Consider the following 25330-nt stretch of genomic DNA (forward strand, 5'->3'; position numbering starts at 1 on the left):
CCATGAACAAACGAAATGCTCTTAAATTAATAGCTATTTACGCCCTATTGACGGGGGCTATCGGCCTTATTCCTGCCTGTTCCAAACAGGGGCCGAGTTTTGCCGGAATTGACCTCACCGGTGCCGATTACGCCAAAGATTTCGCCTTGACCGACCACAATGGCCAGCCCAGGACCCTCAAGGATTTTGCCGGCAAGGTGGTGGTGATGTTCTTCGGTTATGTGCAGTGCCCGGATGTCTGCCCCACCTCGATGGCTGAACTGGCCGAGGTGAAGCGCTTGTTGGGCAAGGATGGCGAACGCGTGCAGGGTTTGTTCGTCACGGTCGATCCAGCGCGTGACACCCCCGAGGTGCTCAAAGGCTATATGGCAGCCTTTGATCCGACCTTTCTGGCGCTCTACACCACGCCGGAAAAACTGGCTGTGCTGGCCAAAGACTACAAGGTCTATTACAAAAAAGTGGAGGGTCCCACGCCCACCAGCTACTCCATGGATCATTCGGCGGGCAGCTTCGTGTACGACACGCAGGGCAAGTTGCGTCTGTATAACCGCTATGGCAGCGGCGCTGCGCTGCTTGCGGCCGACATCAAGCTCTTGCTGCAGCAGTAGGCCGCGTGATCGACGTTAGGCCGTTGCTGGGGGGCCAAAAGGCGCGACCCGCTGGATGAGGGCCTGCTGCTGTTGCAGCCGTGGGTACGGGACCCGGATGAAAACATTCGCCGCTTCAATGGGTCGGTCAGCTGGGCGAGCGCTGGCTGGTCGAGTCCGATGCGCCCCAGACCCGCTGCATTTTGCGCCGCGCCCTGCGTTTGCTATCGAAATAATAGCAAACTGTGTCCCGTGGACGGTGGCTGGTGCCGAATTCTGCAATTAATCGGGTTGGATGCCCCGCAGGGCAATCACGCCGCCCAGCAAGGCGGTATCGAGCTGGATGCGTTTGGCCAAGCCCTCGGCCGAACTGCCCACCACCTGCCAGCCTTGCTGGAACAGTTTCTGGCGCATGTCGGGCGCGCGGGCGATGGTGCTGAACAGGGCGGACAGTCTGGCAACCACCGGCTGGGGCAGCGAGTTCGGCGCGGCGATGGCGTTCCAGATTTCCAGATTGAAACCCTGCACACCGGCCTCCGCCAGGCTGGGCAGTTCCGGCACCAGCGTGCTGCGTCCGCTGGACGTCACGCCGATGGCGCGCAGCTTGCCCGCTTTGATATGCGCCATGGCCAGCGCCGGCGGCAACATGGACAGCTGCAACTGGCCGCCGAGCATGGCGTTGGCAACCTGCGGATAGCCGGGGTAGGGCACATGCACCGGCTTGATCTGGGTCTTGCTCTTGAGCAGCTCCATGCCGATGTGGCCCACGGTGCCCACGCCCGGCGAGCCATAACTCCAGGTGTCCCCCGCTTGGCGCGCCGCCGCCAAAAAGTCCTTGGCGCTCGCGCCGGGCGAGCCGACCGGCGCCGTCAACACCAGGGGCGACACGCCGATCAGGCTGACGGGCGTGAGGTCTTTCAGCGGATCGTACGGGAGCTTCGGGTTGAGCAGCTTGGCGATCGTCAGGTTGCCATTGATCATGAGACCAAGGGTGTGGTCATCGGTGGCGTGGGCGACGTAGTCGGCGGCGATATTGCCGCCGGCGCCCACCTTGTTTTCCACGATCACGAGCTGGCCCAGCGCCTTCGCCAGCGGTTCGGCGAGGGTGCGCGCGGTCAGGTCAGGTGACGAACCGGCCGGAAAGCCGACGACGATGCGCACCGTCCTGGTCGGCCAGGCCTGCACAGGCTTGGCGTCTTTTTGGCCTATAGCCCCCGTAGCTACTGCGCAAGCAGCTATAAAAATAGTAGTAATTTGAAGCAGTTTGCGGTGCATGACTATCCCTTGAATGAAAAATGCCCCTGCGGGCCGTGGCCGTCAGGGGCATTGTGTCGCAGGCGCAGGATGTCAAGCGTACTCGGCCAGCGTCTTTTTCATCTTCTTCATCGCCGCCACCTCGATCTGGCGGATACGTTCGGCGCTCACGCCATACACCGCTGCCAGTTCGTGCAGCGTCATGCCGCCCGAGTTGTCATCGTTGACCTTGAGCCAGCGCTCCTCCACGATGCGCCGGCTGCGCTCATCGAGCGCCTCCAGCGCCGTTGCAATGCCATCGCTGGCCAGCAGGTCACGCTGGTGCGCCTCGATCATTTCAGTGGGTTCGTGCCGGGTATCGGTCAGGTAGGCAATCGGGCCAAAAGCGTCGTCACCGTCGTCCGTGGGGCTGGGGTCGAGCAGCACATCACCCCCCGAGAGCCGGGTTTCCATCTCCATGACCTCCTCGCGCTTGACCCTGAGCTCAAGGGCCATCGCGTCAATCTGGTCTTCGTTCAGCGTGTCGCGGTGGGTGCCAAGGTCGGCGGCAGCGTCATCTGACTTGTAGCGCTGTTTCATGGAGCGCAGGTTAAAAAAGAGCTTGCGCTGGGCCTTGGTGGTCGCCACCTTGACCATGCGCCAGTTTTTCAGGATGTACTCGTGGATCTCGGCCTTGATCCAGTGCAGCGCGTAGCTCACCAGACGCACACCGTGATCGGGGTCAAAACGTTTGACGGCCTTCATCAGTCCCACATTGCCTTCCTGGATCAGGTCGCCGTGCGGCAGGCCATAGCCCAGGTACTGGCGCGAAACCGATACCACCAGCCGCAAGTGCGACAGCACCAGCTTGCCGGCAGCCGCCAGGTCGTTGTCTTGTCTGAACTTGCGCGAAAACTCCTGCTCTTCCTCAAGGGTGAGCATGGGCAGGCGATTGGCCGCAGAAATATAGGCGTCAAGATTACCCAGCGCGGGCACCATGGACCATGGGTTGACCACAGCCACGGCAGCACCGGAAACACCAGATTGATAAGACATGCCAGAACTCCTTTTTCTCATATTTATAATGTTAGCACTCTATGAGAGAGAGTGCTAATTCAGAAGTTCAATGCGGTCGATAGATTTAAAGTCGAAACTGGACAATTGCCGATTCCCGGGGAGTTTTGAATTTTTATCACTGAGTTTTGAACTCGGTTTGCGCAGGTCGGTGTCGATGATCGCTTAGGCATGCTTTTTTACCAAGCGAACCAGCGCCGGCTGGCTCTGTTGGTAGACGCGCAGCCACAGCAAGGTAGCCAGTTCCAGGACGACGGCCCTCACCCACTTCAAGGCATCGCTTGCGGCAACTGCGTCCGCAATGTGAGAAATATATACGTTTTAGGCCAGTAGCCCCCGTCCAATAGGCGCAAGCAGCTATTGTTTTTGTAGCAATTCTGTTTTGACGAGTGTCCTTTGCCTGGCGTTAACCGGGTAGAAGAAGTGACGACCGGGCGGCGGATGAATGCGCCGATTCGCGCCATCAGCCCGCGGGACGGCCCCCGCAATCCTAATCTTCTGGGGGTGTACCATCCGAATTTGTCATAAGGAACTATCGTGAAAGTCATGACGACCCCCATGATCAAAGTTCTCGCTGTGTCATGGCTGTTGGCACTGTCGGCTTGTGGTGGTGGCGGCGGGAATGGCGGCAGTCCGTCTGCACCGGTCATCAGTGCGGAAGGGCTGTGGACCGGAAGCACCAGCACAGCCCGTACGGTGACGGGTGTTGTTCTTGACAACGGCACCTATTGGCTTCTTTATTCGGTGCCCAATGTCAGCGTCCTCACTGCCGGTTTTGTTCAGGGCACCGGTACCTCGCTTAACGGCAGTTTCTCCTCTTCCGACGGCCTGGACTTCAACATCTCAGGGCAGGGCATCAACAAGGCCACGCTGTCCGCAAGCTACGCGACCAAGCAAAGTTTCAACGGATCAGTCACCTCCCCCAACCTTAATTCAACTTACACCTTCACCAGCGCGTATAACCCGGACTATGACAAAACCCCTAGCCTGTCAGTGATCGCCGGCAACTATGTGGGCATCGCCTCCGTGGCGGGCCGCAATGAGGCGATGACGATGGTGATCAATTCGCAGGGCCTGGTTGCCGGCACCGGAACCAGCAGCTGTCAATACGCCGGACTCGCCGTGCCGCGCGCAAAAGGCAATCTGTACGATCTATCGCTTGTGATCAGCGGCAGCAATTGCGCCACCGGCACGAGTTCCGTCACCGGCATTGGCTACTTTGACTCGGGCGCAAAGCGTCTCTACCTGGCCGCGCTCAACAGTGACCGAAGTAACGGCCTCGTCTTCGACGGCGTCAAACCTTGAGCTTTGCGGGCCGGTTGCTTTTTGAACTGCGTCTGGATGGATCCAGTCAGCCCTGCCATTCAAGCTGCCATGCGCGCCGCTATTGCAGGATGGAGAAGATACTGCTGTAGTCATCTTTCCATGGCCGGAACCGGTCTGGATCGGCAATCGTCGTTGCACTGCTGAGGCGGGGGTCTCTGAAGAAGGCAGCATCACTGCTGATCAGTGCCCAGCGTGAACGCAACACCAATTTTTCAGGAATGCCCTCTGAATCCACCAGACGCAGCTCCTTGCCAAAATGATTGGCCGCCGTCTTCACCACCGGCCGCAGGTCCAAAAACCGGTTGGTAATGTGCACCGCCAGCACACCCTCGGGCTTGAGATGCCTGAAGTACTGGGCAAATGCCTCAAGCGTCAGCAAATGGATGGGCACCGAGTCGCCAGAGAAGGCGTCAACCACCAGCACGTCAAATAATTGCGCGGGTTCCCTCTCCAACTGCAGGCGGGCATCGCCCAGAACAATTTCGGTAGCGGCTTGGGTACGTGAGAGAAAGCTGAAATTATGGCGGGCGATGTCGATCACCATGGGATCAATCTCGTAGAGCCGGAAGTAATCGCCTTTGCGTCCGTAGCTCACCAGTGTGCCGACGCCCAGACCAATCACCCCGACCCGCAGTAGACCCTGTCCGGCCTTGATCTGCAAGGCTTTGCCCGCACCGCCGTCCGGGCTGTAATAGGCGGTGGGCAGGTCCAGCTTGTCCGGTGCCGTGTGTTGTCGCCCATGGGTGATTTGCCCATGGTACATGGTGCGGTAGGCATCCGGTACGTTGTTAAAGACCTGCAAGGTACCGTAGAAATTGCGCGTCGTCAGTTCTGCGCCGCGGGTCTCTTCCATGTGGTCGTCAATGCGAATCCAGGCCAACGCCAACAGCAGCGCCGCAGTAAAGAAAATACCAACGCGACGCCACAAAGGGCGTGCAAATTCCATCTTGGGGATGATCGCGATGGCTGCAACCAGTCCGGTGAGCAAAATGCCAATCGACAACTCGTAGTTGCTGTTAAACCAGTAGGGCGCGATGACCCCGACAAAAAAACCACCGACCACACCACCGACTGCCAGCATCAGGAAGTAGCCGGTCAGATGGCTGGGGTGCGGCTGCAGGCGGGCGAGTTCGCCGTGGCACACCATGCAGGCGACAAAGAAGGCCGCCAGGTTGATCCCCATGGAGATTGAGAGGGGAAATACGTCAATCCCCAGGGTTGGCAGGTAGGCCAGAGCACTCAACCCCAGCACCAGCAAAGGCAGGAACACTTTGCGCTGGTACCAGCCGCGGCGCTCAAAGCTCATGATGAATGAAAGCAGGTACAAGGCCAAGGGTGCGACCCAGATCATGGGGATGGGTGCAATGTTGGTGGTGAGGAAACTGGTGTCGGCCACCATCAAAATCGACGGGCAGGCCGCCAGGGCCGCCCACAGCACCTTGTCCCCCCAACGCGGCGCCGGGCCTTCGTGATGGGCTTGCTCGATGATGGGAACGCCATGGCGCCCACGCCAGGCCAGGAGCGCGCAGGCTGCGACAAAGCAGGCATACAGGCCCGACCACAGGTAGGACTGCCAGAGGGTCGGGAAAATGGGTTCCACCGCCACCGGGTAGGCCAGCAGCGCCAGCATGGAGCCAAAGTTGGACAGGGCGAACAAACGATAGGGCACCAGCCCCGAACGCTCCCGCGCAAACCAGGCCTGCAGTAGCGGGCCCGTGGTTGACAGCACAAAGTAGGGCAAGCCGATGGACACGGTCAGCAAGCCAAGGATGCGCAGGGTGGGATTCTCGGCGCCCGTTGGCTTCCAGTCCAGGCTCGGGCTGATCGGGATCAGCAGCAAGCTGACCAACAGCAAGCTGGCGTGCACCAGGCTTTGGCGGGAAGGACTGAGGTAGCGAACCACCCAGTGGGAGTAAAAATAGCCCAGCAACAAGACCAGCTGGAAGAACAACATGCAGGTCGTCCAAACGGCGGCCGAGCCACCAAACCAGGGCAGAATCATCTTGCCAATCAAGGGCTGTACCTGGAACAGCAGGAACGCGCTGAGGAAAATGGTAAGCCCGTAGTGAAAGGTCAGGCGCAGGTCAATTTTCATGGGTCGTCGTGTTGATCCGTGGCGAAAGCGCCTCCTAACAGTGGGCGCAGTGTACAGGTCCAACTTTCGCGGCAAGGTCGATTTTTCTGGCCAAGACACTACCTTGTCGCAAACCGTTTGTCGCAATTCCTTCAAACCTGCCTAATCGCCTTGCCGCCAGTGGCCATGTCCGGATGGAACGGCTAAAAGCCCCGGTTTTCCCCTGGCACCAAAAATGCAATGAAGACTGCACCAAGCAGCTCAACCCCGGCGCCGCCGCATCAGCCTCTTGAAGGCCTCCTACGACGGAGAACCAACCATGATTAACACCTTTAACGTCACCGCTGCCCAGCGGCGCCACCTGGACACCGACCTTTGTGGCCGCCCTGCACGAAGAAAAATGCATCGGTTGCGGTCGCTGCTTCAAGGTCTGCCCGCGCGGCGTGCTCGAACTCGTAGGCCTGAATGAGGATGGCGAGCGCATTCGCATGGACCTGGACGACGATGAAGACGAGGAATACGAAAAGAAGGTCATGACGATTGCGCACCAGGAGCTTTGCATCCGTTGGTACGCGGCGTAGCCATTGAGCTATCGCCATCTTGAGGAAATGCTGCAAGAGCGAGGTGTGTTCGTCGACCATTTTTCGATCAACCGCTGAGCGATCCAGTCTGAAGGGTTGCCATTTGTCCCCGCCAGGATCACGCTCATCAGGAGTTGACGCGACAAAAACCGCTGGCGGGCATCACTTCGGCGGTCGTGGTCATCAGTTCGTGGCCTGAGGAGGCATTTCAAACACCAGGCAGGTGGTGGTTGCATGGGCGTAGAGAGAACCATCCGCGCCGATCAGACGGGCCTCTGCTGTGGCCAGTTGTCGCCCGCAGTGAATGACTTTGCCCTCAGCCCGCACTCTGCTTACCTTTGGTGTCAGGGCGCGCAAGTAGTTCACACTCAGTTCAGCCGTGGTGTAACCCTGGCCGGGAGCCATGCGGGTCTGGACCGCACAGCCCAAAGCCGAATCAAGCAGGGTGGCAAACCAACCGCCATGCACCGTGCCCATCGGGTTCAGGTGCGCAACGCCCGGAGCGCCTTGAAACAAGGCACGGCCGGGACCAACTTCCAGAATTGTGAAGTCCAGTGTTTGCGCAATCGGGGGGTACGGCAGTTCACCCCGCAGCATGGCCTGCATCAATTCCAGTCCGGTTTTGCCGGCGATCTGATCGGCCCGGGCAACGCCTGGACCGGCGCCTGCGTCCATCAAAGCGCGAATGGTTTTTTCTTCGGCAAGCCAGGCATCGAGGTGATTTGTTTTGGTCATGGTGTTTCCGGTTCGTGATGAATATTGCATATGCAATCATTGTAGCTACAATGATTGCATGATAGAGAACCTACTTTCACCGCCTTTGGCTGCTGAAGCCAAGTTGCAGGGTTGTACCAATCTGAAGCTGCGTCAGTTGACGCGTCGTATGACTCAACATTACGACGCCGAACTGGCCAAGACCGGGCTCAGAACCACCCAGTATTCGCTCTTGTCGCACGTACTCAAACTGGGTCCAATCCGCCCCGGTGATCTGGCGCACGCCATGAAAATGGATCCGTCTACGTTGACTCGCAACCTCAAGCCCCTGCTGGCTGCGGATTGGGTTCACCTGGCGCAGGGGGCCGATGGACGAAGCCGCCTAATCACCATTACCGATGCTGGTCGTGCGAAGCGACAAGACGCCCAGCGGCATTGGAAGGCCGCTCAGAGCAGTCTTAACCGCCTCTTTGGTATGCCGCGCATGTTGGCACTGCACGCACTCATTGATGAGTCTTTGGATCTTCTCGCCCTTTGCGCAGAAGGAGGCATCATTGATTAAGCGACGGACGGCGGGGGATCGTCCATTTTCAGTCTGGTTGGTGCTGCTGGCGGCGGGCGGCACCTTTGCTCTGACGATGGGCGTGCGCCAGACCATGGGCCTGTTCCTTTCAGCGCTCAATACCTCGACTGCGTTGGGTATTGGCAGTATCAGCCTGGCCTTTGCGTTCGGGCAGCTTTGGTGGGGCCTGACTCAGCCATTTGCGGGTGCCGTGGCTGATCGCATCGGTACCGGCCGGGTGATTTTTCTGGGCGTGCTGTTGGTCGCCATTGGCACCTTCATCACACCGCTCATGACCAGTACCCTGGGTCTGATCTTTGCCATCGGCCTACTTGCCGCGGGTGGCGCTGGCATGGCCGGCCCCTCGGTATTGATGGCCGCGAGTACGCGCCTGGTGCCACCGGAAAAGCGCGGACTCGCCACCGGCATCGTTAATGCCGGCGGCTCTTTTGGCCAGTTTGCCATGGCACCGATCGCCATTGGCCTGACCGCAGCCGTCGGCTGGGCCAGCGCGATGCAGTGGCTCGGCATCATGCTGGCGTTGGCGCTACCGGCCGTGTTTGTGCTCAAGGGCAACTCGAAGGCCCTGGCTGCGCAGGCCGCAGCGGCCTCTGGCACCCAGGCACTCAATGCACGCCAAGCCATCGGCCAGGCGCTCACCAATCCCAACTACCGCTATTTGAGTCTCGGCTTCCTGGTGTGTGGATTTCATGTCGCTTTCCTGGCTACCCACCTGCCTGGCGTAGTGGCTGCATGTGGCTTGCCACCGGAAATCGGGGGTTGGGCGCTGGCCATGATCGGCCTGTTCAATATCGTCGGCAGTCTCGCGATGGGATGGGCGGTGGGTCGCTGGCGCATGAAATCATTGCTCGCCTTGCTCTACGCGACCCGCGGCGTGGCCGTTCTGGTCTTCCTGCTGTCGCCAAAAACACCGGCCGTGATGCTGATCTTTGCGGCGGTCATGGGCGTGACCTTTCTTTCAACCGTGCCACCGACCGTAGGACTGGTGGCCAAAATGTTCGGCACTTCCAACCTGGCGATGTTGTTCGGTATCGTGATGCTGGCGCACCAGATCGGTGGCTTCTTCGGTGCATTCCTGGGCGGCTACGTGTTCCAGGCGACGGGCAGTTATGACTGGGTCTGGTACATCGATATCTTGTTGGCAGCCGGTGCTGCGTTGGTCAACCTTCCAATCCGGGAAAGGCACCTGCGACGGGTTGCGGCTCATTAACCTTGCCACCTGGCTGCCACTTTGAAACGCTGATTGACAAGACGCTGATGCGTTGCCAACCCGTCTGGGCGCAACACTCGATTCCACATTCAGTCGTGCCTTTGAAGAGTTTTCAAGTGGCGAGTTGATCCAGCGTACATGCCTGCATGATCGAGGACCCCTTGGGAGACCGGCGAGGAAGTCGTTGATTTTGAAAGATGCTTTGTTCACGACTTTGTGGGAATCGACACTGGCGTTGGGTTTTTTGCCTTGTCCATCAGGATATTTAGGATAATTAGCTGATTCGTGACTGACCGTTTTTAACTTCTATTGACCGCCCTATGACACTCAAACTCTGCGTTGCCCAACTCGATTTTGTGGTTGGTGACATGGCGGGCAATGCAAAAAAAATCATTGAGTCGGCGCGTTCGGCCTATGCCGATGGGGTGCGCTTGTTGTTGACCCCCGAACTCTCCATTTGCGGTTATGCCGCCGAAGACCTGTTTCTGCGGGCCGCGTTTATTGCCGCGTGTGACGACGCGGTGAAAACAGTGGCTCGTGAGCTGGCCGGTTTAAAGGATATGAGCGTGGTGGTCGGGCATCCAACCGGGGGTGACAGCCGAACCCGCTCGGTGGCCGTATCCAGGCGGCACAATGCCGCCAGTGTCTTGCGCGAAGGCGCGGTGATCGCCACCTACGCCAAGCGCGAACTGCCCAACTACCAGGTCTTCGACGAACGCCGTTATTTCACACCGGGGCACGACGTCTGCGTGTTTGAAGCGGGTGAAGCCGACAAGATGGGCCAAAAGATCAAGGTCGGCCTGCTGATCTGTGAGGACGCCTGGTTTGAGGCGCCCGCCCGGCAGACCCAAGCCGCCGGTGCCGAGCTGTTGGTCGTGATCAACGCCTCTCCCTTTCACGTCGGCAAGGGCGACGAGCGTGAGCAGATGATGCGTGAACGGGTGCGGGCCTGCGGTTTGCCGCTGGTCTATGCGCACCTGGTCGGGGGGCAGGATGAGGTGGTGTTTGAAGGCCGCTCATTTGCTCTCAATGCCAATGGCGAGGTCGCCGCTCGTGCGCCCAGTTTTATACAGAATGAGCTTGTCATCCAAGTCAGTCGGGCGTATGAGGCTATTTATTTGGCAGCAGATATAGCACCGGAGCGCAGCCTGGACGCCGACCTGTGGGACGCGCTGGTGCTGGGGGTACGCGACTACATCGGCAAGAACGGCTTTCCCAGCGTGCTTCTGGGTCTCTCCGGCGGTATTGATTCGGCACTGGTGCTGGCAGTGGCAGTGGACGCTTTGGGCAAAGACCGGGTGCGCACGATCATGATGCCATCGCCCTACACGGCGGACATCAGCTGGATCGATGCGCGCGACATGGCGGCGCGCCTGGGCGTGCGTTATGACGAAATCTCCATCGTGCCGGAATTTGAGGCTTTCAAGAAATCTCTGGCCGGTGAGTTCCAGGGCCTGGCCGAGGACACCACCGAGGAAAACATTCAGGCCCGCATTCGCGGCACGCTGCTGATGGCCCTCTCCAACAAGTTTGGCAGCATCGTGCTGACCACCGGCAACAAGTCCGAGATGGCCACCGGCTACTGCACGCTCTATGGTGACATGGCTGGCGGCTTCGCTGTGATCAAGGACCTGGCCAAAACCACGGTGTTTAGATTGGCACGCTGGCGTAACGAGCACGATCCCTATGGCACTGGCCAGGCGCCGATTCCGGAGCGCATCATCACCCGCCCGCCGAGTGCCGAGTTGCGCCCGAACCAGACAGACCAGGACAGCCTGCCTGCCTACGAGGTGCTGGACGCGATTCTGGAGCGCTACATGGAGAACGACCAGAGCATCGAAGAGATCATTGCGGCCGGTTTTGCCCGGCTTGACGTCGAAAAGGTCACGCGCCTGATCAAGATCAACGAATACAAGCGGCGCCAGGCCCCGGTGGGGATTCGTGTCACGCACCGCAGCTTTGGCAAGGATTGGCGTTATCCTATTAGCAATAAGTTTCGCGCTTGACCACTCATATCACTTAAGGAATACCATGAAACAGATCACCGCCATCGTCAAACCGTTCAAACTTGAAGAAGTGCGTGAAGCACTGGCCGAATGTGGCGTCACCGGCCTCACGGTCACCGAGGTCAAGGGTTTTGGCCGTCAAAAGGGCCACACCGAGCTCTATCGGGGCGCCGAGTACGTCGTGGACTTCCTGCCCAAGGTCAAGGTGGAAGTGGTGGTCAGGACGGTTGATGTGGATCGTTGTGTGGATGCCATTGTCAAGGCCGCTCACACCGGCAAGATTGGCGACGGCAAGATATTCATCACCGCCGTGGAGCGTGTGGTGCGCATTCGTACCGGTGAACTGGACGAGTCGGCCATTTGACGGCGCTGCGCAGTTGAGAAAGATCAAACCCTGAGGCGGGGAGCTGCATAAACTGATGATTTAGTCTGACCTTCATGGCCGTAGCAAGGCCGGTCTGCCTATGGCCCACATCGAACAATCGGCTGCACCGCGCGCGGGGAGGACCTGGTGAAAGCACTCGACCGCAAGCTGCTGCGCGACCTGTGGCAGATGAAAAGCCAGGCATTGGCCATTGCCCTGGTGGTGATGTGCGGCGTCGGCACCTACATCATGTTTCTCACCACGCTGGGGGCCTTGCGCGCGACCCAGGACAGCTACTACCGGGACTACCGTTTTGCCGAGGTGTTCGTCACCTTGAAGCGGGCGCCGCAGGCGCTGCTCCAGCGCGTGCAGGCCATCGCGGACGTTGCCCAAGTGGAGACGCGGGTGGTGGCGCAGGTGCGCCTGGACATGCCGGCGTTCGCCGAGCCGGTGACCGCCTTGATGGTGTCTGTGTCCGACGCTGGCCGTGATGGACTCAATGCGCTGCATCTGCGCCAGGGGCGCCTGCCTGCGCCGGGGCAGTTCGACGAGGTGGTGGCAAGCGCATCGTTTGCGCAGGCGCATGGCCTGCAACTGGGGGACCGCTTTGGCGCCATCCTCAATGGGCGGCGCCAGGCCTTGACCCTGGTGGGCACGGCGCTGTCGCCGGAATTCATTCAGCAGATGCGTCCCGGCTCGGTGTTTCCCGACTACAAGCGTTTTGGCGTGATGTGGATGGGGCGTCGCGCCCTGGGTCAGGCCTACGACATGGAGGGTGCGTTCAACGATCTGGCCTTGAGCCTGCGCCCGGGCGCGGACAGTCAAGCCGTCATCGACCGCGTCGACGAATTGCTCAAGCCTTATGGGGGGCTGGGCGCCTATGGACGCAAGGATCAGCTGTCGCACCGCTTTCTCAGCCAGGAGCTGCAGCAGCTCGGCACTCTGGCGAGTCTTTTTCCTGTCATGTTCATGGGCATCGCCGCTTTCCTGCTCAACGTGGTGATCGGGCGACTGGTGGCGATGCAGCGTGAGCAAATCGCCGTACTCAAGGCCTTTGGCTACAGCAATCTTGCCGTGTTGTGGCATTACCTGCGAATGGTCTCGGTCATCGTGGTGCTGGGCGTCGTGACCGGCACCGCGCTCGGATTGTGGTTGGGCAAGCTGCTGTCTGACATCTACACGGCGTTCTATCACTTCCCCTATTTGATGTTCCGCCTGCAGCCCGGCACGCTGCTGGAGGCCAGCGCCGCCAGCCTCCTGGCGGCCGGGACGGGGACGGTATTTGCCGTATGGCGGGCCGCCACCTTGCGCCCTGCGCAGGGGATGCGTCCCGAGCCGCCCGCGATCTATCGCGAGACCTGGATCGAGCAGTTGGGCCTCAAGCGCTGGCTGTCGCCACCAATGCGCATGATCGTCCGCCATATCCAGCGCCGGGCCTTGAAGTCCATGCTCACCGTGCTGGGCATTGCCATGGCGTGCGGCATCATCCTGACCGGCCTGTTTCAGCGCGACACCGTCAGCTACATGGTCAACATCCAGTTCAGCATGGCCCAGCGCGAGGATCTGTCGGTGACCTTCACCGACCCCGCCGCCTACCGCGCCCGTTTCGACCTGCTCGGTCTGCCGGGGGTGCAGCACGTGGAAGTGTTCCGCGCCGTGCCGGTGCGGCTGCGCCATGGTTATCTCACTTATCGCACCGGCATTCGCGGCGTGGAGCCGGGCGGCGATATTGCGCGCCTGCTCGACGCCGACCTGCGGCCCGTCGCCTTGCCGTCCGAGGGCATCCTGCTGACCGACTATCTCGCCAAACTGCTTGATGTGCGGGTTGGCGACCGCCTGACGGTGGAAGTGCTGGAAGGCAACCGGCCCGTGCGCGAGGCCACCGTGTCCGGTCTGGTGCGGGAGTATCTGGGGGTGTCGGGCTATATGCACCTGGCGGCACTGAACCAGTTCATGCAGGAAGGCCCGACGATCTCGGGCGCCTACCTCAGTGTCGACAGCGTCCAGCTGGCCGCGCTGTACAAGCGATTGAAGGGCATGCCGCGCATCGCCGGGCTGGCCGAGCGGGTGCAGGAGATCCGCAATTTCAACCGTGTGATGGATGAGACCATGCTGTTCTTCACCTACGTTGCTACCGTGTTTGCCGTCATCATCGCCTTTGGTGTGATCTACAACAGCGCTCGCATCGGGCTGACGGAGCGCGGGCGCGAACTCGGCAGTTTGCGGGTGCTGGGTTTTACCCGCGCCGAGGTGGCCTACATCCTGCTCGGCGAACTCGGTCTGCTGACCCTCGTCGCCATCCCGCTCGGCCTGTGGCTGGGTGTCGGGATGTGTTACTACATCGCCCATACGATGCAAAACGACCTGTTTCGCGTGCCGGTGGTCCTGGTGCCCCAAACCTATGCCTTTGCCTGCGCGGTGGTGCTGGTCTCTGCGCTGCTGTCCGGCTTGGCGGTGCGCCGCCGCCTGGATCAACTTGACCTGATTGCCGTCCTGAAGTCGGCGGAGTGACCCTATGAAAAATAATGTGCAGTGGCGGCGTCGACTTGTGCTTGGCCTGCTCGCCGTTCTCGTCGCCTGGGGTTTGTTCCAGGGATTTCGCCCCCAGGCGGTCGAAATGGACATGGGTACCGCCAGCCGTGCTGCGCTGCGGGTGACGCTGGAGCAGGAGGGGCGCACGCGGGTGCTTGACCGCTACGTGGTCACCGCGCCCGTGACAGGCTACGCACGCCGGCTCCGGTCCGAAGTGGGCAACGCGGTCGAGCGCGGCGCCATTCTGGTCGAGCTGGAGCCCCTGCGCGCCGAGGCGCTGGACCCGCGCCGCCGCGCCGAGGCCCAGGCCCGCATCGCGGCCGCCGAGAGCGGCGTCAGCGCCACCGAACAGCGTGCCAGGGCTGCCGCCAGCAGTGCCGAGCTGGCGCAAACAGAACTCCAGCGCGTGCGCGCGCTGCGCCTGCAGGGGCACGTCAGCGCCGCAGCCGAGGACCGTGCCGCCAGCGAGGTGCAGCGTAGCGCCGCGGATATGCGCTCGGCGCAATTTGCCGTCACCACCGCCCGGCACGAACTCGAGGCGGCCCGCACCACGCTGAAGTACGCCGGCAGCGCCAGCAACACCGAGCCGGTGACTGTCCGTGCGCCGGTGGCCGGGCGCGTGCTGAAGATTGCGCACAAGAGCGAAGGCACGGTGGCCAGCGGCCAGCCGCTGGTCGAGATTGGGGACCCGGCTGCGCTGGAAGTCGAAGTGGACCTGTTGTCAGCCGATGCCGTGCGCATCCATCCCGGCACCCGCGTTGTGTTTGAGCGCTGGGGCGGTGAGGGCTCGCTCGAGGGTGTCGTGCGTGTGATTGAGCCCACTGGCTTTACCAAGGTCTCGGCCCTTGGCGTTGAAGAACAGCGTGTCTGGGTCATCGTCGCCTTCAGCTCACCCGCCACCCAATGGCAACGCCTGGGCGACGGCTACCGCGTCGAAGCCAGCTTCATCGTGTGGGAAGGCAAGGACATCCTGCAAATCCCCGCCAGTGCGCTATTTCGCGACGGCGACGGCTGGGCCGCCTTCGTGGTGGAGCAGGGCAAAGCCGTCAAACGCCGCGTCGAGATCGGCCAACGCACCGGCCTGCGGGCCCAGGTCGTCTCCGGCATCCAGGCGGGCGAACGGGTGATCAATCATCCCGATGACCGGGTGCGGGAGGGGGTGAGTGTGGTGGCGCGGTAAAAGAAGCGCTTCGAATACTGTGGCAAACGATGATCTGCAAGGTCTTGTGCACGCTGGCGAACAGGCGGCCTTGCCGAGGCCGAATATGATCGATTCCCATCGGCAGCAAGCTGCCCGGACCCGCAGCATCAAGGACGTATTTCATGAAACCATTGACTTATCCAGGGTCAGAGATTACAGACCGCAAATTTCAGCGCACTTGTCAGCGCACCGCTGACTGAAGATGACCCGTCGACAAAAAAAAGCCATGTTTGTCACCCCACTCGAAGTTCTTGTCGAACCCCTTTCGACCCTGTCTGCACGTCCAGGCGCGGGTCCGGCGAAGGCCGCCGTGGTCAACGCCCGTTGCGCGCACTGTCATCTGCGAACGTGGTGTTTACCCAGCGGCACGGAGAACAGCGATGCGGACTGCATCAACAGTCTGCTGTTTGGTCGACGCAAGATCAAGGCCGGTCAGAACTTGTACCTGGAGGGACAACCGTTCCAATACCTCTACGAGGTGCGCAGTGGCAACCTGAAATCTAGCCTGAAGACGTCGGATGGGTCCGAGCGGGTCAGTGCCTTTCACATGGCGGGAGAGCTGATTGGGCTGGACGGCGTGGCTGAAGGCCAGCACGCCAGCAGCACCACCGCGCTGGAAGATAGCGAGGTCTGCGCCGTTTCCTACGCACTGTTGACCGAATTGGCGGGCAACAATGCCCAATTGCAGCGCACGCTGATGCAGCATATGAGTCGCGAACTCGTGCGTGAACTTCGTTTGCTGATGCTGCTGGGTGGCATGACGGCCGAGAAGAGATTGGCAGCCTTCTTGTTGAACCTGTCGCAACGGCTGTCGGCCCGGGGCTATTCGCCGAGCGAGTTTCGAATAAGGATGACACGGGCCGACATCGGCAGTTATCTGGGTCTGACGCTGGAGACCGTCAGCCGTACCTTCTCTGCGTTCCAGAAGCTGAACCTGCTCGAAGTCAAAACCCGCCACATCCGGATCACTGACCTGGGCGGCCTGACGCGCATCGGCGATGTGCATGCGCCGGCAACTACCAAGCCATCGTGACGCGGATGGCTTGCCTGCTTCAAAGGTTCAAATGTTTTTGACCTCTAGCCCGCGCACGCTTTGTGTGAGTAGCTCCTGAATTAATAGCAAAAACTTGCCATCTGCCAGCTTAGGACAACTGCGCATCCACCGGGTCATCAAACAAACCCGGCCCGTTGAATTGGGCATGCTCAATCAGCAGCAAACGCAGCTTGGTCGTGACATTGCCATGGGCCGAGAAGCCGCCCGCCCGCCCGTCGGCAGCGAGCACTCGGTGACACGGCACCACCGGTGCAAACGGGTTGGCGCCCAGCGCTTGCCCTACGGCGCGCGCCGCGCCGGGGTCGCCCAGCTGACGGGCGATGTCGCCATAGGTGACGGTCTCACCCGGCAAAAGGCGGCGCGCCAACTCGTAAACACGCTGGTGAAACGGCGGCACACCGTCCATGTCGAGCACCACGTTCATTAAGTCCACCGGCGCCTGGAGCGCGCCACTGAGCAAGGCCATCACAGCGTCGATGGCCTCTTGTACCTGGGGTGGTGCAATAGCTTCACTGCATTGTGGAAACCTGCGGTCCATGCGCGCGCGGGTCGCGGCCTCGTCCTGCTCGGGCAGCTGCACACCGGTCAGCCCGCGCTCGCTCCAGGCGATGCCGCAGTGGCCGATGGGCGTGGGGAAGAGGGCGTAGGCTTGGGTTGGCATGGTTGGGAGTGAGGGGGCTGGCAGGGGGAGGGGCCGTCCAGGTGTGCAGCATGCGGTGGGTCCGGTGCAACGTCGGGTTGGACATCGCCTATTTTGCAACGGTTGCGCGGATAGCCCAAGCCCGGGCGGTCAACGAGATCGAGCCGTCGGCCTGGACGGCGATTAGCTCTCGTATGCGGTTCCGTATGCGCGTTCTTGTGTTTTCATCGAGTGACATGGCGTAGGCGGGAGCCGGTCCCTGACCGCCCAAAAAGGGCTGCCAGTAGTCGTCGAAACTTGCGAACGGCGTCGGCACGTCGATGGCCGTCCCTTCTACGCCATGGAGTCCGGCGCCGGCGAAGAGCGCCATGAGCGCCTCTGGATGGCAGAGTGGAAAACGAATTCCTTCATCCATCCTCGCGGCATCCGGATTGAGCTCTACCGCTGCATCCCGGAAGAGGCGCATGAGTTCCATCTTTCCGGCGTAATCCCAGACATACGCTGCAATGGTTCCGCCGCTTGCCAAAACCAGAATCACTGCGTCGGGTCAAGGAAAGGTGTTTCTGGATCACTCACATAAAAGATCAGCACCCGAAGCGGCTCGGTACTGCTGCGGTTGTAACCGGTCATTTTGACGTTTGGCGGCTCCACGAATGCTTGGCCCGTCTTCAGGACAACCGGCGCACGTCCCTCCAGCGCTAACGTGAATGCGCCGTCCAGGACGAATACTGTGACCGGAAATCGATGCGTATGGAACACGGTCTTGTCGCCGGGCTTGAAGTTTGCCGTCAGGACGCGAACTTGCTGCTTTTCGCCCTTGGGCATGCCAGACACATCTTCTTTCAAGATCATTTCGGGTCTTGCAATACTCTCCTGTTGCGCCATCGATGGCCAAGCCATGAACAGGGCCGCGAACAACAGGCCAGCGTGGATCGGTAGCTTCATACGTTCTCCTTTCCGGGTTGTCATGGAATCGTGCGTGTTCAGGGGTGACGCCTGACGGATGAAAGGGACTTCCCCATCCCAAGGTGGCCGTGCGCTTCATTCGGATTCTTGAATCTGAAGCAATTGTGAATCACGGAGAATTAAATGCTGAACCGGTTGATGATGGAACCCTTGATAAATCTCAAAGTAGCGGCGTGATTGAAAGATGAAAAAGCAGCGCTCGTCATTGGTGTGACGGCCATCGCTGCAACACTTGCTAACCAGCCCGGTTGGCGAGACCTCAACCCGCGCTACTTGCGCAACACAATCGTGACCAGGGCTGACGCGTCTTCGAGTGCGGTCAGGCCATGCTGAACACCGCCTGCTACATACATGAGTTGATTGGCTTTCAGGGTCTGGGGCGTGTCTTCAATCGTGACTTCGACGCTTCCCTCCAGGCACTGAATGGTGATTTCACCGGCCACTTTGTGCGGTGGAAACGATTTGCCGGCCGGGAGCACCAGCTGGATGACTTCGAGCTGCTCGGACTTGAATAACGCCGTGGTACGTGCATTCGCCAAGGCGCTTCCGAGCGGTAAAACATTGGTGGTCTGGCCTGCGGCCAAATGAGACATTGCCATAGTCAACACTCCATGTGGATGTGGATCCAAGTTTGATTATCGTGCGTCCATGGTCACGGTCGGCGCAGACCCTGCGGCCGGTGTGCCCATGGTTTGATGCCGTTTTGGCCTCCAGCCCCCGTGCCTTCTACCCAAAATGCTATCTAATTAATAGCTAACTGAGTTGGCCGTGTGCCCAGGCAACGACAATTCAGCCGGATCGCTTAAACTCCGCCCTGCCCGGGGTGCGCTGTGATGGCGCTGAGATGGTCGACCGAACCCGCGAACTTGATCCGGTTCATACCGGCGTAAGAAGCGCCAGACTGCATTATTCCTACCCTCTGTCGGGTCGCGCTGTCTTTCCTGTTCGCTGAGTTGATGGACTGTTCTCCGGAGCACTTCCTCATTTCAGCTTCAGGAGACCACGCGATGAATGCACCCGACAAATTCAGCCAGTTGATGAGCCTCACGCGCGAGCCCCTGCCGGCCTCGCGCAAGATCTACGTGCCCGGCACGCAAGCCGATATTCAAGTGCCGATGCGTGAAATCATGCAGAGCAACGGCGAGGCCGTCGTGGTGTATGACACCTCCGGCCCCTACACCGATCCGAATGCCAACATCGACGTGCGCCAGGGCCTGCCCTCGGTGCGCAGTCCCTGGATCGAATCGCGTGGTGACACCGAGTCCTACACCGGCCGCACGCCCTTTGCACTGGACGATGGACTGAAGAATGGCGACTCTGAATCATTGGCATCCTTGCGCGTGCAGGCTGCGGGCCTGCAGCGCACGCCGCGCCGCGCCAAAGCCGGTGCCAACGTGTCGCAGATGCATTACGCTAGATCCGGCATCATCACCCCCGAGATGGAATACGTCGCCATCCGCGAGAACCAGAAGCTGGCGTGGATGGAGCAGTACCTGGGCAATGCCGAGCGCGAAGCACGGCTGGCGGGCAACAGCTTCGGCGCCAACATCCCGAAGATCATGACGCCCGAGTTCGTGCGCGATGAAGTGGCCCGTGGCCGCGCCATCATCCCGGCCAACATCAACCACCCCGAAGTCGAGCCGATGGTGATTGGCCGCAACTTCCTGGTCAAGATCAACGCCAACATCGGCAACTCGGCCGTGACATCGAGCATCGAGGAAGAAGTCGAAAAACTGGTGTGGTCGATGCGCTGGGGCGCCGACACCGTGATGGACCTGTCCACCGGCCGCAACATCCACACCACGCGCGACTGGATTCTGCGCAACTCGCCGGTGCCGATCGGCACCGTGCCGATTTACCAGGCGCTGGAAAAAGTCGGCGGCGTGGCCGAAGACCTGACCTGGGCAATCTTCCGCGACACGTTGATCGAGCAAGCCGAGCAGGGCGTCGATTACTTCACCGTGCACGCCGGCGTGCGCCTGGCCTTCATCCACCTCACGGCGAATCGCATGACCGGCATCGTGTCGCGCGGCGGCTCGATCATGGCCAAGTGGTGTATTGCCCACCACAAAGAGAATTTCATCTACAGCCACTTTGATGAAATGACCGAAATCCTGAAGGCCTACGACGTGAGCTACTCATTAGGCGATGGCCTGCGCCCCGGTTCCGGTGCCGATGCCAATGACGAAGCGCAGTTCGCCGAATTGCGCACCCTGGGTGAACTCACGCAGCAAGCCTGGCAGCAGGACGTGCAGGTGATGATCGAAGGCCCCGGCCATGTGCCGATGCACATGGTGCAGGCCAACATGACCGAGCAGCTAAAAGCTTGCCACGAAGCGCCGTTCTACACCCTGGGGCCCCTGACCACCGACATCGCGCCCGGCTACGACCACATCACCAGCGGCATTGGCGCGGCCATGATCGGCTGGTTCGGCACCGCCATGCTGTGTTACGTCACGCCCAAGGAACACCTGGGTTTGCCGGATCGCGACGACGTCAAAGTGGGCATCATCACCTACAAGATTGCAGCCCATGTGGCCGACGTGGCCAAGGGTCATCCCGGCGTGCGGGCGCGTGATGACGCGCTGTCCAAAGCACGCTTCGAGTTCCGCTGGATGGACCAGTTCAACCTGTCGCTTGACCCCGACACGGCGCGCAACTTTCACGACGAAACTTTGCCCAAGGACTCGTCGAAAGTGGCGCATTTCTGCTCCATGTGCGGACCCAAGTTCTGCTCCATGAAAATCTCGCAGGAGGTGCGCGACTACGCCAAGACCCGCGGCGTGAGCGAGGAGCAGGCGCTGCAGTCTGGCATGCAAACCAAGTCCGAGGAGTTCAGACTAGCCGGTGGAGAGATGTACATCCCGATCAGTCCGGCTTGATCACTGCGGCCGCAGCCAGCGCTAAAAAAGACTGGTTTGCGCCGCTGGTGTCACGAAGTGATTGGTAGCGCCTGTCCCGAGGTGTTGATGAACACCACTTGCCCTTGCTCGTCAACGCAGAAGGTGCCGGCGCCGGATTCCTGACGCAGCCGTGCCATCAGTTTGTCAAAGCGCAGGTCCACCGCCCCGGCCACGCCAACGCTCACCTCAAGCTTGGCGGCGCGTCCCAGCGCGATTTGCTTTTCCAGCTCAACTTGTTCAACCAGGGATTGGCCCCAAACCTGCACGGCGTGCACTCTGGAGGCCTTGACACGCTCCAACAGTCCCTTGGGGTCCCCCGCGGCCGTCAGTTGCTTGGCCAGTTTTTCCAGGTTCTCTTCAATCGATTTTTCTTTGGCGATGCGCTCTTGCAGCGCCTGGTATTTGGCCTGCAGCTCCGCGTTGGCGCCCAGCACCAGTTGCGTCACACCGGTCTTGGCCGAGCCCAGCAAGGGCACCTTGATCAGCATCATGGCGGTGGCCGAGCCTCCAAACATGCGTCCGCGCGTGGGCGAAGCGGCGCCGATGACGATTTGGTTGAGTGACTGCAATTCACACTCCAAAGCCATGTCGTCCAGTGCAATCACGGTACCGGCATCAATATGGGCGCCTTCTGCAAAACGTGCGCTGACTGAGCCACCTGCGCGCAGCCTGGCATGGGCGATGACGCCCCCTGTCACTTGAATATTGCCACCGGCCTCGAGAAGCCCGCCGTCCACCATGCCCTTGACCACGATGTCGCCGCTCGCCCGGACTTTCATGCCCTGCAGGACGTCGCCATCGACCTGCACGGTGCCGTCATAGTGGATGTTGCCGGTCGCCATGTTGACTTCCGCGACCCGCAGGATCGGCTCCACCATGATGCCGCCTTTGACCCGCACCGGTTGCCCGCTCACCGCTGCCAGCAGCAGGTTGGGGTCGTCGCTGGCCATCTGCGCGCCAGTCAGTCCGGCGGCAAAAGGCTCGTCGCGTCCGGGGCGGGGCGCCAGCACACGGCCACGGATGCTATGGCCGACAACGCCGGCCGTCGGCGGAATGCGGCGCATCAGAGGCGCACCCGCCTGTACCGAGTCAATGCTGCCGTGCTCCCGGTAGTCGATCAGGCCATTTTCATCCAGCTGGGGTACGCGGTCCACTGCTTGCGGGATCATTGCTTCAAAAACGGTGTCACGCCCGTCTTCGGCTTTGACACCACGGGCCACCAGCACACGCTCGCAGACTCCCGGCTCACAGGCCCGCAGCAGTGCCGCTTCGTCGACGCCGAACAGGACGCCCGCCTCAGCCAGCGCCCGCATGAGGTCTTCCATGGCGATCGTCTTGCCGCCGTGTGCGGGACTCAGGCTGATCTCGGCTGCCATTTCGTCGGGCGCAATGTGGACCTGGATCGTGGCGTCGCTGCGCTGGGCTAGCAGCCGCTCGAAGGGGCTTTGCTGGGTGTTGCAATCGTGGGCAGCACTGGCAATCGCCTCTTCGTGCAGCAGGCAATCGCCATACCCGGCTTGTGCCAGCAGGGTATGCAGTGCGGCGCTGTCAACAGGCAGGCGCTCTGGCGCTGGCTCGCAGCGCAAGAACACCTGTCCATCCGCTTCCCGGAAAGAAATGTTTGGAAGGTCCATGGCCTATAGTTTGCCCGACTTTCCTATGGCGGTTCGCTGGACTGCGGTGTGCAGCCAGTTTCTTTAACCCAACCTTGCCCGGTGTCGTGCGATCTGCGCGCGCACCTGGTTCGGCGCGGTCCCGCCCAGAATGTCGCGTGCATTGAGCGAGCCGCGCAAGGACAGCACCTCGTACACGTCCTTCTCAATACCCGGGTTGAACTGCTGCAACACCGCCAGCGGCAATTCCGACAGATCCACCTGGTGGGTGATGGCGGCTTTCACGGCGTGCGCCACCGTCTCATGCGCATCGCGGAATGGCAGGCCTTTTTTGACCAGATAGTCGGCCAGATCGGTGGCGGTGGCGTAGCCTTTGAGCGCTGCTTGTTCCATGGCTTGCGGGTTGACGCTGATGCCACCCTCTTTGATGCCGGTGGCGGGGTTGAGCTGGCCGCCGATCATCTCGGCAAAGATGCGCAGTGTGTCTTTGAGCGTGTCCACCGTGTCAAACAGTGGCTCCTTGTCTTCCTGGTTGTCCTTGTTGTAGGCCAGCGGCTGGCCCTTCATCAGGGTGATCAGGCCCATCAGGTGGCCGACCACGCGCCCGGTCTTGCCGCGCGCCAGTTCGGGTACGTCCGGGTTTTTCTTCTGCGGCATGATGGAACTGCCGGTGGTGAAGCGGTCGGCGATTTTGATAAAGCCAAAGTTCTGGCTCATCCACAAAATCAGCTCTTCGCTCATGCGGCTGATGTGCACCATGCAGAGCGAGGCGGCCGCGGTGAATTCAATGGCGAAATCACGGTCGCTGACAGCGTCCAGCGAGTTCTGGCAGACGCAAGGATGGCCTTTCTCATCGACCATGCCCAGACTGACCGCCACACGCTCGCGGTCCAGCGGGTAGCTGGTGCCGGCCAGCGCGGCGGCGCCCAGGGGCAGGCGGTTGGTGCGACGGCGCACCTCGCTCATGCGTTCGGCGTCGCGGCTGAACATCTCGACATAGGCCAGCATGTGGTGACCAAAGCTGATCGGCTGCGCCACCTGCAGGTGAGTGAAACCCGGCAGAATCACTTCGACATTTTTCTCGGCCACTTCCAGCAGTGCCTTTTGCAGGTCGGTGAGCAGCGCGCCGATCAGGTCAATCTCGCCGCGCAGCCAAAGCCGCACGTCGGTGGCGACCTGGTCGTTGCGACTGCGGCCAGTGTGCAGGCGCTTGCCCGCCAGGCCGATGAGTTGCGTCAAGCGCGCTTCGATGTTGAGATGCACGTCTTCGAGCTCAAGCTTCCAGTCAAAGGCGCCGGATTCGATCTCGGCGCTGATGGTGGCCATGCCGCTTTGAATCGCGTTGTGATCTTCGCTGCTGATGATTTTTTGCGCCGCCAGCATGTCGGCATGGGCCAGACTGCCGGCAATGTCGGCCTGCCACAGCCGCTTGTCAAAAAACACGCTGGCGGTGTAGCGCTTGACCAGATCGCTCATGGGCTCGGAGAACAGGGCGGACCAGGCTTGCGATTTTTTATCAAATTGGTTGTGTGACATGGGGTGGGCTCATGCGAGTAAGGCTTGCGCCAGAGAATCATCAATAATCAGCCCCAAGCTTGCGTCAGCTTGAAACCTCATTAATCAATGAAAGATTCCCAAATTTTATCGACCTTCCAGGAACAGGCGCCAGAGTTGTCTGCGCCGGCGCCCAAGCCTGCGGCCATGCTGGTGTTTGATGCCTGTCACGTGGGCGTGATGCTGCGTGCCGTACTGTTTGTTGAAGCGGTGGTGGCGGTGGGGGCCATGTTTGGTTCCGCCACGTTTCTTGACTGGCTGACGCGCCTGTCCCTGCTCACCGGCGGCGCTTTGCCGGCCACATTGGTCTGGTTGATTGTGGCGTGCAGCCTCAAGAAATTGCTGGCCCGGCTGAGCAGCAGCGCCCAGCAGGTGGTCGGGGTCGCCCTGGGAGCTGTGGCTGGTTTGTATGGCTGTGGCGTGCTGTCCTTGGTGGGGCTGCTGGAGCCGGCACCCTGGCTGGCCAGTGCGGCCAGCGGTGCCCTGTTGTCGGCGGCGCTGGTGGCGGCGCTGGTGTTGCGCGCCAAAGGCCAGACGCCGGCGGCCACGGCGGCGCGCTTGAGTGAGTTGCAGGCCCGCATTCGTCCGCATTTTTTGTTCAATACGCTCAACACGGCGATTGCGCTGGTGCGCGCTGAGCCGGCCAAGGCCGAAACCTTGCTGGAAGATTTGAGCGACCTGTTTCGCCATGCACTCATGGAACAGGGGAAATCGGTCACCCTGCTTGATGAGATCATGCTGGCGCAGCGCTATCTGGCGATCGAAAAGCTGCGCTTTGGTGAGCGCATTCAGGTGGAGTGGGCATTGGACCCGGCTGCATCGACCGCCAAATTGCCGCCCTTGCTGTTGCAGCCGCTGGTGGAAAACGCCGTCAAACACGGGGTCGAGCCCAGCGCGCAAGGGGCAGAAATCAAAATATCCACGCAACGCCGCGGCTCAAGCGTCGTCATCAAGGTGACCAACACGGTGCCCGTGGGCAACAGTGAGCCTGGCAGCGGCGTGGCGCTGAATAATGTGCGGGACCGGCTCAGCCTGCTGCACGACCTGCAGGGCCAGTTTCAGTACGGGTTGAAAGACGGCGTGTTTCAGGTTCGCATCGAGGTGCCGCTATGAGG

21 protein-coding genes, 2 pseudogenes and 1 riboswitch are annotated in these 25330 nt (G+C 60.8%); of the genes and pseudogenes, 13 read left to right on the forward strand and 10 right to left on the reverse strand.

The window, feature by feature from the left end; all coding sequences use genetic code 11:
- Positions 1–2 precede the first annotated feature (2 nt).
- A complete protein-coding gene (locus RFER_RS08555; RefSeq protein ID WP_011463988.1) occupies positions 3–608 on the forward strand; it encodes an SCO family protein in 606 nt (201 codons plus the stop codon).
- Between the two features lie 261 nt (positions 609–869).
- On the opposite strand, the gene RFER_RS08560 is transcribed toward RFER_RS08555, so the two are convergent.
- Together RFER_RS08560 and rpoH are read right to left on the reverse strand one after the other, a co-directional pair.
- Complete coding sequence (locus tag RFER_RS08560) at positions 870–1862, reverse strand: Bug family tripartite tricarboxylate transporter substrate binding protein (RefSeq protein WP_011463989.1); 993 nt, start codon at positions 1860–1862, stop codon at positions 870–872.
- Between the two features lie 72 nt (positions 1863–1934).
- Positions 1935–2876 carry an RNA polymerase sigma factor RpoH gene (gene rpoH / locus RFER_RS08565; protein ID WP_011463990.1) on the reverse strand — a complete coding sequence of 314 codons (942 nt, stop codon included), beginning with the start codon at positions 2874–2876 and terminating at the stop codon, positions 1935–1937.
- A gap of 576 nt (positions 2877–3452) precedes the next feature.
- Here rpoH and RFER_RS08570 point away from each other — a divergent pair.
- Positions 3453–4199, forward strand: a complete 747-nt coding sequence (locus tag RFER_RS08570) for a hypothetical protein (protein ID WP_166485692.1) — start codon at positions 3453–3455, stop codon at positions 4197–4199.
- Between the two features lie 79 nt (positions 4200–4278).
- Here RFER_RS08570 and RFER_RS08575 read toward each other — a convergent pair whose 3' ends face one another.
- Positions 4279–6315 (reverse strand): spermidine synthase, encoded by a 2037-nt coding sequence (locus RFER_RS08575; RefSeq protein WP_011463992.1) that lies wholly within the window; start codon positions 6313–6315, stop codon positions 4279–4281.
- A 298-nt stretch (positions 6316–6613) separates the two neighbouring features.
- On the opposite strand from RFER_RS08575, the pseudogene fdxB reads away from it, so the two are divergent.
- Both fdxB and RFER_RS24570 read left to right on the forward strand, forming a co-directional pair.
- Positions 6614–6857 (forward strand): annotated as a pseudogene (gene fdxB, locus RFER_RS23440) (ferredoxin III, nif-specific); the annotation flags it as partial.
- Positions 6855–6950 (forward strand): annotated as a pseudogene (locus tag RFER_RS24570) (IS6 family transposase); the annotation flags it as partial. The pseudogenes fdxB and RFER_RS24570, both read left to right, overlap by 3 nt.
- Positions 6951–7058: 108 nt before the next feature.
- Here the strand turns inward: RFER_RS24570 and RFER_RS08585 are convergent.
- A complete protein-coding gene (locus tag RFER_RS08585; RefSeq protein ID WP_041790447.1) occupies positions 7059–7610 on the reverse strand; it encodes a PaaI family thioesterase in 552 nt (183 codons plus the stop codon).
- A gap of 58 nt (positions 7611–7668) precedes the next feature.
- On the opposite strand from RFER_RS08585, the gene RFER_RS08590 reads away from it, so the two are divergent.
- The 7 genes from RFER_RS08590 (at position 7669) to RFER_RS08620 (ending at position 16518) form a co-directional block, all read left to right on the forward strand.
- Positions 7669–8151, forward strand: coding sequence for a MarR family winged helix-turn-helix transcriptional regulator (locus RFER_RS08590; protein ID WP_011463995.1), 483 nt, complete (start codon positions 7669–7671; stop codon positions 8149–8151).
- A complete protein-coding gene (locus RFER_RS08595) occupies positions 8144–9382 on the forward strand; it encodes an MFS transporter (protein WP_049765635.1) in 1239 nt (412 codons plus the stop codon). Before RFER_RS08590 ends, RFER_RS08595 begins: the two co-directional genes overlap by 8 nt.
- A gap of 320 nt (positions 9383–9702) precedes the next feature.
- Complete coding sequence (locus RFER_RS08600; protein WP_011463997.1) at positions 9703–11388, forward strand: NAD+ synthase; 1686 nt, start codon at positions 9703–9705, stop codon at positions 11386–11388.
- A 25-nt stretch (positions 11389–11413) separates the two neighbouring features.
- A complete protein-coding gene (locus RFER_RS08605; RefSeq protein ID WP_011463998.1) occupies positions 11414–11752 on the forward strand; it encodes a P-II family nitrogen regulator in 339 nt (112 codons plus the stop codon).
- 147 nt (positions 11753–11899) lie between these two features.
- Positions 11900–14263 (forward strand): ABC transporter permease, encoded by a 2364-nt coding sequence (locus RFER_RS08610; RefSeq protein ID WP_011463999.1) that lies wholly within the window; start codon positions 11900–11902, stop codon positions 14261–14263.
- Between the two features lie 4 nt (positions 14264–14267).
- A complete protein-coding gene (locus RFER_RS08615) occupies positions 14268–15464 on the forward strand; it encodes an efflux RND transporter periplasmic adaptor subunit (RefSeq protein WP_011464000.1) in 1197 nt (398 codons plus the stop codon).
- Positions 15465–15687: 223 nt separating this feature from the next.
- Positions 15688–16518, forward strand: a complete 831-nt coding sequence (locus RFER_RS08620; RefSeq protein WP_011464001.1) for a helix-turn-helix domain-containing protein — start codon at positions 15688–15690, stop codon at positions 16516–16518.
- A gap of 109 nt (positions 16519–16627) precedes the next feature.
- Here the strand turns inward: RFER_RS08620 and RFER_RS08625 are convergent, their stop codons facing one another.
- The 4 genes from RFER_RS08625 to RFER_RS08640 all read right to left on the reverse strand — a co-directional run bounded on the left by RFER_RS08625 (position 16628) and on the right by RFER_RS08640 (position 18744).
- Positions 16628–17200 carry a methylated-DNA--[protein]-cysteine S-methyltransferase gene (locus RFER_RS08625; RefSeq protein WP_011464002.1) on the reverse strand — a complete coding sequence of 191 codons (573 nt, stop codon included), beginning with the start codon at positions 17198–17200 and terminating at the stop codon, positions 16628–16630.
- An 88-nt stretch (positions 17201–17288) separates the two neighbouring features.
- Positions 17289–17717 (reverse strand): hypothetical protein, encoded by a 429-nt coding sequence (locus RFER_RS08630; protein WP_049765636.1) that lies wholly within the window; start codon positions 17715–17717, stop codon positions 17289–17291.
- Entirely contained in the window at positions 17714–18124 is a 411-nt protein-coding gene (locus tag RFER_RS08635) for a cupin domain-containing protein (RefSeq protein ID WP_011464003.1), read from the reverse strand. The genes RFER_RS08630 and RFER_RS08635 overlap by 4 nt, the downstream gene beginning before the upstream one ends.
- Before the next feature lie 290 nt (positions 18125–18414).
- A complete protein-coding gene (locus RFER_RS08640; RefSeq protein ID WP_011464004.1) occupies positions 18415–18744 on the reverse strand; it encodes a cupin domain-containing protein in 330 nt (109 codons plus the stop codon).
- A 210-nt stretch (positions 18745–18954) separates the two neighbouring features.
- A riboswitch (TPP riboswitch) is annotated at positions 18955–19056 on the forward strand.
- 96 nt (positions 19057–19152) lie between these two features.
- On the opposite strand from RFER_RS08640, the gene thiC reads away from it, so the two are divergent.
- Positions 19153–21027 (forward strand): phosphomethylpyrimidine synthase ThiC, encoded by a 1875-nt coding sequence (thiC, locus tag RFER_RS08650; RefSeq protein ID WP_011464005.1) that lies wholly within the window; start codon positions 19153–19155, stop codon positions 21025–21027.
- A gap of 50 nt (positions 21028–21077) precedes the next feature.
- Here the strand turns inward: thiC and RFER_RS08655 are convergent, their stop codons facing one another.
- Complete coding sequence (locus tag RFER_RS08655) at positions 21078–22682, reverse strand: DUF342 domain-containing protein (protein ID WP_011464006.1); 1605 nt, start codon at positions 22680–22682, stop codon at positions 21078–21080.
- A gap of 63 nt (positions 22683–22745) precedes the next feature.
- Entirely contained in the window at positions 22746–24197 is a 1452-nt protein-coding gene (gene argH / locus RFER_RS08660; RefSeq protein ID WP_011464007.1) for an argininosuccinate lyase, read from the reverse strand.
- Positions 24198–24284: 87 nt separating this feature from the next.
- Between argH and RFER_RS08665 the strand changes: the two genes are divergently transcribed.
- Positions 24285–25328: a sensor histidine kinase gene (locus tag RFER_RS08665; RefSeq protein ID WP_011464008.1), complete on the forward strand. Its 1044-nt coding sequence runs from the start codon at positions 24285–24287 to the stop codon at positions 25326–25328.
- Positions 25329–25330: the final 2 nt, after the last annotated feature.

The organism is Rhodoferax ferrireducens T118 (genome assembly GCF_000013605.1).
GTDB lineage: Bacteria > Pseudomonadota > Gammaproteobacteria > Burkholderiales > Burkholderiaceae_C > Rhodoferax > Rhodoferax ferrireducens.